10 protein-coding genes are annotated in these 8,400 nt (G+C 71.5%); 4 read left to right on the top strand and 6 right to left on the bottom strand.

From position 1 onward, the window contains the following. Nucleotides 1-18: 18 nt before the first annotated feature. The 3 genes from ABT004_RS26675 to ABT004_RS26665 form a co-directional block, all read right to left on the bottom strand. Nucleotides 19-1,035 carry an urea transporter gene (locus ABT004_RS26675; RefSeq protein ID WP_351341725.1) on the bottom strand — a complete coding sequence of 339 codons (1,017 nt, stop codon included), beginning with the start codon at nt 1,033-1,035 and terminating at the stop codon, nt 19-21. A gap of 106 nt (nt 1,036-1,141) precedes the next feature. Next, entirely contained in the window at nt 1,142-1,858 is a 717-nt protein-coding gene (locus tag ABT004_RS26670; protein ID WP_351341723.1) for an ArsR/SmtB family transcription factor, read from the bottom strand. Between the two features lie 43 nt (nt 1,859-1,901). After that, nucleotides 1,902-2,552 carry a TetR/AcrR family transcriptional regulator gene (locus ABT004_RS26665; RefSeq protein WP_351341720.1) on the bottom strand — a complete coding sequence of 217 codons (651 nt, stop codon included), beginning with the start codon at nt 2,550-2,552 and terminating at the stop codon, nt 1,902-1,904. A gap of 78 nt (nt 2,553-2,630) precedes the next feature. Between ABT004_RS26665 and ABT004_RS26660 the strand changes: the two genes are divergently transcribed. The 3 genes from ABT004_RS26660 to ABT004_RS26650 all read left to right on the top strand — a co-directional run bounded on the left by ABT004_RS26660 (nt 2,631) and on the right by ABT004_RS26650 (nt 4,935). After that, nucleotides 2,631-3,782 carry an acyl-CoA dehydrogenase family protein gene (locus ABT004_RS26660; protein WP_351341718.1) on the top strand — a complete coding sequence of 384 codons (1,152 nt, stop codon included), beginning with the start codon at nt 2,631-2,633 and terminating at the stop codon, nt 3,780-3,782. Nucleotides 3,783-3,843: 61 nt separating this feature from the next. Next, nucleotides 3,844-4,137 (top strand): YiaA/YiaB family inner membrane protein, encoded by a 294-nt coding sequence (locus tag ABT004_RS26655; RefSeq protein ID WP_351341715.1) that lies wholly within the window; start codon nt 3,844-3,846, stop codon nt 4,135-4,137. A gap of 153 nt (nt 4,138-4,290) precedes the next feature. After that, nucleotides 4,291-4,935: a TetR/AcrR family transcriptional regulator gene (locus ABT004_RS26650; RefSeq protein WP_351341713.1), complete on the top strand. Its 645-nt coding sequence runs from the start codon at nt 4,291-4,293 to the stop codon at nt 4,933-4,935. Nucleotides 4,936-4,942: 7 nt separating this feature from the next. Here the strand turns inward: ABT004_RS26650 and ABT004_RS26645 are convergent, their stop codons facing one another. Continuing rightward, nucleotides 4,943-5,404, bottom strand: coding sequence for a MaoC family dehydratase (locus ABT004_RS26645; protein WP_351341711.1), 462 nt, complete (start codon nt 5,402-5,404; stop codon nt 4,943-4,945). Between the two features lie 103 nt (nt 5,405-5,507). On the opposite strand from ABT004_RS26645, the gene soxR reads away from it, so the two are divergent. Continuing rightward, nucleotides 5,508-5,981 carry a redox-sensitive transcriptional activator SoxR gene (soxR, locus tag ABT004_RS26640; protein WP_351341708.1) on the top strand — a complete coding sequence of 158 codons (474 nt, stop codon included), beginning with the start codon at nt 5,508-5,510 and terminating at the stop codon, nt 5,979-5,981. On the opposite strand, the gene ABT004_RS26635 is transcribed toward soxR, so the two are convergent. Then, the gene (locus ABT004_RS26635) at nt 5,932-7,275 is read right to left on the bottom strand and encodes a uracil-xanthine permease family protein (protein ID WP_351341706.1); all 1,344 of its coding nucleotides are present in this window, start codon (nt 7,273-7,275) and stop codon (nt 5,932-5,934) included. The two genes, soxR and ABT004_RS26635, sit on opposite strands and share 50 nt — an antisense overlap. Beyond that, nucleotides 7,260-8,378, bottom strand: coding sequence for an aryl-sulfate sulfotransferase (locus ABT004_RS26630; protein ID WP_351341703.1), 1,119 nt, complete (start codon nt 8,376-8,378; stop codon nt 7,260-7,262). Before ABT004_RS26630 ends, ABT004_RS26635 begins: the two co-directional genes overlap by 16 nt. Nucleotides 8,379-8,400: the final 22 nt, after the last annotated feature.

Genomic DNA, 8,400 nt, shown 5'->3' with positions numbered 1-8,400 from the left:
TGCCCCACACCCCGCGCCTCAATCGCCGGCGGGGCTCGAGGCGGAGGCCGGGCTTGAGTGGGTCAACCGAGGGAACGATCGCGCCGCCACCAAGAACACCAACGTGGTCAACGCGAACGGCCACGTGAACATGTGTCCGCCCACCGGCGCCGCAAGCGCCCCGAACGCCGGCGCACACACGGTCGCGGCCACCGCCCCGGCGACGGCATACGCCACCGTCCGCGGCGTCGCCTTCAGAAACACGCCACACAGCGCGAGCGAAACAAGCACCGCGTTGTACGCGGACGTCCCGTCGGCCAGCTGCGCGGCAGGCTCACCGAGGGCCCACGCCGTCACCATGCCCGCGACGTTCCCGAGGCAGGCCACCCCCGCGACCCGCGGCCCGGCCACCACGAGACCGGCGAGCACCAGCGCCCCCGCGTACCACTGCGGCATCAGGAAGATCTGACCGAATCCGGCGAAGAACCCCCGCACGGCGTCGTCGAGTTGCACGCCGGTCCTGGCCCCGGACACCGCCTGCGGGAACCCGGCGATCCCGCCCCCGCCGGTCCACACCCGCGCGAACCCGGGCGCGGCCAGCGTGATGACGCTCGCCACGAGGCAGAACGGCAGCGTCAGGGCAGGTAGCCCCCACGCCCCGAGGGCCCGCCCCGCGGCGGCGGTGGCCACGGTCGCGGCGGCGCAGCCGAGCACGGCGACGAGTACCGAGGAGAGCTGGTCGGGGTCGAGGAAGACGGCGCAACTCACGCCCACGAGGCAGGCGTTGAAGCCCTCCATGCCGAGGGTGAGCCGCTCCTTCTCCACACCGAGCAGCGCCGCGACCAGCGTGCCGACGGCCGCGCCCCCGACCCCGTAGAGCCCGTACTCCCACCCGGAGGCGAACAGCGCGGCGCCGAACAGTGCTCCCGTGAGGGCATGCGGCAGGAACGTGACCTGGCCGATCCCGCGCAGTACGTGCAGTGCGAACCGTCTACAACCGGTCGTCCAACTCTGCCCGATTTCCTGGTGAATCGCGGCATCCGCCGTCTGCGCCATGCGCCGCTCCCGTGTTACGAGGATGTTTCCCGATCCGGCGAATGTACGTTACAGCTACTTCCGGGAAAGGCCCTGGCCGGGGGCGGGAACGCGCCACGGCGCCCGCTCAGCGCGGCGCCGCCGCTCCCAGCTCGGCCCGCAGCGCCCGCTCCCCGGCCCCGGTCACCCGCACCGCCCGCTCGGAGCCGATCCGCTCGACCCAGCCCGCCGCGAAGGCGTGGGCGCACAGTGCGGCGCCCGCCCGCCCGGCGAGGTGCAGACGGCGCTCCGTCCAGTCGAGGCAGCCGCGCGCGAGCGGCCGCCGCGGGCCGGGATCCAGCGGCGCCCCGAGCGCACGGAACCAGCCGTGCCCCGCGTCGGTGAGCGCGAAGGTCGAGGGGTCGGTGGCGAGCCGCAGCAGCCCCCGCTCGACCATCGCGTCGGTGACCGTGATCCCGAGCCGGCCCGCGAGGTGGTCGTAGCAGGTCCGCCCGCGGGCCATCGCGGTCCGCGCCGACGCGGCCCGCAGCGTGGGAGGCCGCTCCCCGCCGTCCGGCACGGCGTACCCGGCGAGGCCCTCCAGGAGCCCGGCGACCTGCGCGTCGGCGAGCCGCAGATACCGGTGCCTGCCCTGCCGCTCCTCGGCGAGCAGCCCGCCCGCGACGAGCTTGCCGAGGTGCTCGCTCGCGGTCGACGCCGCGACGCCCGCGTGCCGCGCCAGCTCGCCCGCCGTCCACGCCCGGCCGTCGAGCAGTGCGAGCAGGCAGGCGGCCCGTGTCTCGTCGGCGATCAGCGAGGCGAGAGCGGCGAGGCGCGGAGCGCCGGGTTCGGTCGAGGCGGCCATGACCCAAGCATGCCCCCGGCACGCTTCGGCGACCGCCGAAACGTCAGTGGGTCCCTGCGGCCACCTGCTCGTACTGCAGGGCGAGCCCGTCGAGCAGCGCCGCTAGCCCCGTCTCGAAGGCCCGGTCGTCGACGGCCTCCTGCCGCTCGGCGAGCAGATGCGCCTGGCCGAGGTGCGGATAGTCGGCGGGGTCGTACGCCGCCTCGTCGTCGGGGAAGCCGCCCGCGAACGAGCCGAGCGCGGATCCCGTCACGAAGTACCGCATGAGCGCGCCGATGGACGTGGCCTGCGGCGGCGGCCACCCGGCGTCGACCATCGAGCCGAACACCGCGTCGGCGAGCCGCAGCCCGGCCGGACGGTGGCCGGGCCCGCGCGCGAGCACCGGGACGATGTTCGGGTGGGCGCGCAGCGCCGCACGGTAGGAGACGGCCCAGTCGTGCAGCGCGGTGCGCCAGTCCCGGTCGTCGTCCGCGCCGAACATCGACAGGTCGACCTGCGCGCTCACCGAGTCGGCGACCGCCTCCAGGATCTGGTCCTTCGTGCGGAAGTGGTTGTAGAGCGAGGGCCCGCTCACCCCGAGCCCGGCGGCGAGCCGGCGCGTCGAGACGGCGGCGAGGCCCTCGGTGTCGACGAGGGTGCGCGCCGCGTCGACGATGCGATCTCTGCTCAGGAGGGGCTTGCGCGGTCGGGCCATGCGGCACATAGTAGGGCTGCACGCTAAAACTAGCAGTGCTAATTAAGTGAGTGACGAGTCGATCGATCGGGAGTGGCCATGAACCTGGAGCTGAGCGAGGAGCAGACGGCGGTGCGCCGCCTCGCCAAGGACTTCGTGGACCGCGAGATCGCGCCGAACGTGGTGACGTGGGACCGGGCCGAGGAGGTCGACCGGGGCATCGTCAAGAAGCTCGGCAATCTCGGCTTCCTGGGCCTGACCATCGACGAGGAGTACGGCGGCTCGGGCGGCGACCACCTCGCGTACACGCTGGTCACGGAGGAGCTGGGGCGCGGCGACTCGTCGGTGCGCGGCATCGTCTCCGTCTCCCTCGGCCTGGTCACCAAGCCGATCCAGCAGTGGGCGAGCGAGGAGCAGAAGCGGCACTGGATCCCGAAGCTGACGGCCGGAGAGGCGCTCGGCTGCTTCGGCCTCACCGAGCCCGGCCACGGTTCGAACCCGGCGGACCTCCAGACCCGCGCGGTCCGCGACGGCGACGAGTACGTGATCAACGGCACGAAGATCTTCATCACCAACGGCACCTGGGCCGACGTCGTCCTCCTCTTCGCGCGCACCAACGACACCCCGGGCCACAAGGGCATCTCCGCCTTCCTGGTCCCCACGGACACCCCCGGCCTGACCCGCAACACCATCCACGGCAAGCTCGGCCTGCGCGGCCAGACCACGGCCGAGCTGGTCCTGGAGGACGTCCGCGTACCGGCCTCCGCGCTGATGGGCCCGGAGGGCAAGGGCTTCTCGATCGCCATGTCCGCGCTCGCCAAGGGCCGCATGTCGGTGGCGGCGGGCTGCGTGGGCATAGCCCAGGCCGCACTGGACGCGGCCGTCGGATACGCGGGCGAGCGCGAGCAGTTCGGCAAGTCCATCGCCTCGTACCAGCTGGTGCAGGAGCTGATCTCCGACATCTCCGTCGACGTGGACGCGGCCCGCCTGCTGACCTGGCGCGTCGCCGACCTCATCGACCGCGGCGAGGACTTCGCGACGGCGGCGTCCAAGGCGAAGCTGTTCGCGTCCGAGGCGGCGGTCCGCGCGGCGAACAACGCGCTCCAGGTCTTCGGCGGCTACGGCTACATCGACGAGTACCCCGTCGGCAAGCTGCTGCGCGACGCCCGCGTGATGACCCTCTATGAGGGCACGAGCCAGATCCAGAAACTGATCATCGGCCGTGCGCTGACGGGTGTTTCGGCGTTCTGAGTACGTACTTGAGTACGCGGGCGGATGGGGCTCCGGCCCCGTCCGCCCGATGCTGTTCGACATGAGCAGTGACACACCGGTCAAGCAGCAGAACACGGTGGCCTTCTACGGCCAGGCGGTCGCCTCGTTCGCGGTCGCGCTCCTCGCGGTCGGCATCGGCATCTACAGCCTCGACGCGAGCGGCTGGATCCGCGCCTTCCTCGGCATCTCCGTCCTGTACCTGACGACCTCGGCCTTCACCCTGGCCAAGGTCATCCGCGACCGCCAGGAAGCGGGCCAGATCTACAGCCGCGTCGACCAGGCCCGCCTCGAAAAAATCCTGGCAGACCACGACCCCTTCAAGCCGGTGGCCTAGTCAAGCCCGTCCCGGCGCCACTCAAGCCCGTCCGGCGATTGAGGACATCTTTTCCGGTCGGCTCCGCAGTCACATCCCGGGCGGCCAGCCCTAAGCGCTCGCTCACCCCGGAGGGTATGGTGTCACCACCCCCGGGAGGATGTGAGCACAGCGATGACGCAGGACGAGCGCGGTGTCGGCGAGGCCGCGGACACGGACGAGATGCCGTGGGCCGACGTCACGCCCGACGCCGCCCGGCGGCTGCTCGTCGCCGCGGTACAGGCGTTCGCCGAGCGCGGCTACCACGCCACCACGACCCGCGACATCGCGAGCCGCGCCGGCATGAGCCCGGCCGCGCTCTACATCCACTACAAGACCAAGGAAGAGCTGCTCCTCAAGATCAGCCGGATCGGTCACGACAAGGCCCTCGCGATCCTGCGCCGGGCGGTCGAGACCGAGGGCACCGCCGCCGAGCGCCTCGCGGAGGCCGTCCGGTCCTTCGTCCGCTGGCACGCGGGGCACCACATGACCGCGCGCGTCGTCCAGTACGAGCTGGACTCGCTGGGCGAGGAGAACCGGCCCGAGATCGTGGCGCTGCGCCGCCAGAGCGACGCCGCCGTGCGGGAGATCCTCAACGACGGTGTCCGGGCGGGGGAGTTCGACGTCCCCGACGTGCCGGGCACGACGGTCGCCGTCCTCTCGCTCTGCATCGACGTGGCCCGCTGGTTCAACGCCGAGGGCAAGCGGACACCCGACGAGGTCGGCGCGCTCTACGCCGACCTCGTACTGCGCATGGTGACCGCGCCCCCAGCCTCGTAACGGGCGCTCAGAGGTAGTAGCGGGACACCGACTCCGCGACGCACACCGGCTTGTCGCCGCCCTCGCGCTCCACGCTGAACGCCACGGTCACCTGTACGCCGCCGGCCACGTCCGCCACGTCCGTGACCTTCGCGGTGGCGCGCAGCCGCGAGCCCACGGGGACGGGGGCCGGGAAACGGACCTTGTTCGTCCCGTAGTTGACGCCCATCTTCATGCCCTCGACCTTCATCAGCTGCGGGCCGAAGAGGGGCAGCAGGGAGAGGGTCAGATAGCCGTGCGCGATGGTCGTCTTGAACGGGCCCTCCTTCGCGCGCTCCGGGTCGACGTGGATCCACTGGTGGTCGCCCGTGGCCTCGGCGAACTGGTCGATGCGGCTCTGCTCGACCTCGACCCAGTCGCTGTACCCGAGCTGCTCGCCGACGGCGCCCTTCAGGTCGTCGACGTCCTTGAAAACGCGCGGCTCAGCCATGTTCGGTGACCTCCCAGATGACTTGTCTAAGCGCTTGCTCAGACCACTTGGCACTCTAACAACGAGAGCCGCGCCCGCACTAGGTTCGTCTACGCTCGGCCGGGTGCCACAGATTCCGGAGAAGATCCACGAGCTCACCGTCGGCCAGGTGTCGGCGCGCAGCGGCGCCGCCGTCTCCGCGCTGCACTTCTACGAGTCCAAGGGTCTGATCACCAGCCGCCGCACCTCCGGCAACCAGCGCCGGTACGAGCGGGACACCCTGCGCCGCGTCGCATTCATCAGGGCCGCCCAGCGCGTCGGCATCCCGCTCGCCACGATCCGCGACGCGCTCGCCGAACTCCCCGAGGAGCGCACCCCGAACCGGGACGACTGGGCGCGCCTCTCGGAGGTCTGGCGGTCCGAACTGGACGAGCGGATCAAGCAGTTGGGGCGGTTGCGTGATCACCTGACCGACTGCATCGGGTGCGGGTGCCTGTCCCTGGAGACCTGTGTCCTGTCCAATCCGGACGACGTCTTCGGCGAGCGCCTCACGGGCTCTCGTCTGATGGGGGAGCGGCGGGAGCGTCCGGAGTCGTAGGCGTGAACCTGGGCCCCAGCGTCCGGAACACCGCGCTGAGCACGATCGCCGCGATCGCCCCGGCCGCGACCCCGCTGCCGAACAGGGTGCGGGCCCACGTCGGCAGCTCCGCGTACATCTCCGGCGCCACGATCGGCAGCATGCCGATCACGAGGGCGAGCGCGATGACGACGCTGTCCGTGCCGTGCGAGAGGTTCGTACGGGAGAGCATCCCGAAGCCCATGACCGCGATCACCGCGTAGATGACGAGGCCCGCCGCGCCGACCACCGGCTCCGGGATCGCCGCGAGGATACGGGTCAGCGGCGTGATCAGTCCGCACACGATCAGCAGCACACCGGCCCCCGCCGTCACGAACCGGCTGCGTACGCGCGTGAGTTGGACGATGCCGATGTTCTCGGCGCTGGTCACCATCAGCGACGTACCGAAGACGCCGGAGAACAGCGAGACGAGCGCGTCGGCGCGGGCGATGCGCGGCACGTCGCGGCCCGCGTCGGGGGTGCGGCCCACGGCCTCGCTGTTGAGGACCGTCTGCCCGGTGGCCTCGGCGAGCGAGGCGAGGGCGAAGACCAGGAGCGGGATGGCGGCGAGCAGGTCGAAGTGCGGGGCGCCGTACGGGAAGGGGTCGGGCAGCGCGAAGGTGCCGCCGTGCGCCACCTCGATGTCGGTGCCCATGAGTGCGGCGATCACCGTGCCGCAGACCAGGCCGAGCAGCACCGCCATCTGCCGCCACACGCCCCGCAGGACGAGGAAGAACACCGCGATCACGCCGAGCGTCGCGAAGCCGAGGCCCGGACCCGAGGCGACCATCGGCGCGGTCACCTTGATCATGTTGATGCCGATGAGGACGACCGTCGTGCCCATCACCAGCGGCGGGAACAGGCGGACCAGGCGCCCGTAGAACGGGAGGACGCAGAGCAGGAAGGCTGCCGCGACCAGCACGGAGCCCGAGGCCGTCGCCGGGCCGTACTCCTGCGCGATCTGGAGGAAGATCGCCACCGCGGCGCCGCCCGGCAGCATCAGGAACGGCAGCCGGGCGCCCACCCGCAGCACCGCGATCCCGAGCGACTGCAGCAGCGCCCCCACGCCGCACAGCACGAGGGTCGCGCTGAGCAGCGAGGCGGTCTGCGTCGTCGTCAGCTTCAGCGTCGTCGCGATGAGGATGACGGAGGAGACGGGCGCGGCCACGCCCGCCAGCAGGTGCTGGCAGGCGAGGGGGGCGAGGCGCTTGAGGGGCAGGCGCTCGTCGACCGGAGCCACTGGTGGTGCGGCGGTCGCGGTCACCGCTTCAGCCACGGCAGCTCGGCCGCGGAGTACCGGTAGGCGCGGAACACGGCGTTGGGCTCGGACGGGAAGAGCCTGCGGACCTCTTCCTCGGAGTAGCCGCCGAAGAACGGGACGATGTACTCCCAGCAGAGGTAGCCGTCCTCGGTCACCTCGAAGAGCCGGCCCGCGGGGGAGTCGGTGACCAGGGTGTTGCCGTTCGGGAGGCGCTGGGCGCTGCCCATGAACGGCGCGAAGAAGGACTCGCGCGCCGGGTCGTGGTACTCCCAGGCGATCTTGCCGCTGGAGCGCTCGATCTCGATGACGCGGCTGAACGGTACGTCCCAGTGCGGCCGGAAGACGCCGTTGTCGAAGACGAGGAAGTTGCCGTTGTCGAGCTCGGTCGGGCAGTGCTGCTGCGAGACCACGCCCGGCTCGGAGCGCCAGATGATGTCGCCGGTGGCGCGCTCGATGACGACGACGGCGGAGACCGAGCGGAAGCTGGCGAGGATGTTGCCATCGGCGAGCGGCAGCACGCTGTTGATCAGCGGGTAGTGCTCGCGGGCGTAGTCCGGGTGGAGCGGGAAGTCCTCGCGGCCGAGCCGCTCGGAGACCTTCCACTCCCAGGTCGTATTCCCCTCGGCGTCGACCTCGACGATCGTGTCCGCCCAGATCGTCGTGCCGCCGGCCTCCGACCCCGGTACTCCGCCGCGCACGGCCGCCGCCGCTTCCCCGGTCAGCGCTTCGAGCGCCGTGTAGAGGATCCGGCCGTCGCCGTAGTGGTGGGCGTCGTGGTGCTGGAGCGGGTCGTGGTGCTCGCGCAGCACCGTGCCGTCCGGGGCGATCTCCTGCATGAGGCCGCCGCGGTACTTGTGCCACATGGGGAAGAGGGCGGGCTCGTCGGGCAGCACGCCGCTGTAGGCGAGGTTCCCGTTCGCGAGGATCCGCGCGTGCCGGCCGGGGCGGTTCGGGAGGTTCCACTGGTGGACGACCTCGCCGTGGAGGTCGATCAGGTACACCTCGCCGGTCCCGGTCAGCGGGGCGAAGAGGGTGTACCCGGTGTACGCGGCGTCCTCGTCGAGGGCGAGGAGTCCGGTGCCGCGGCGGCGGCGCTGGTTCTGGTCCACACGAGCCATGGAGGCCCTCCATCCAGTGGTT

The sequence above is a fragment of the Streptomyces sp. NPDC002790 genome (genome assembly GCF_040295505.1).
Classification (GTDB): Bacteria; Actinomycetota; Actinomycetes; order Streptomycetales; family Streptomycetaceae; genus Streptomyces.
The sequence above is the reverse complement of the archived record's forward strand: the minus strand, read 5'-3'. Positions and strand labels throughout refer to the sequence as shown.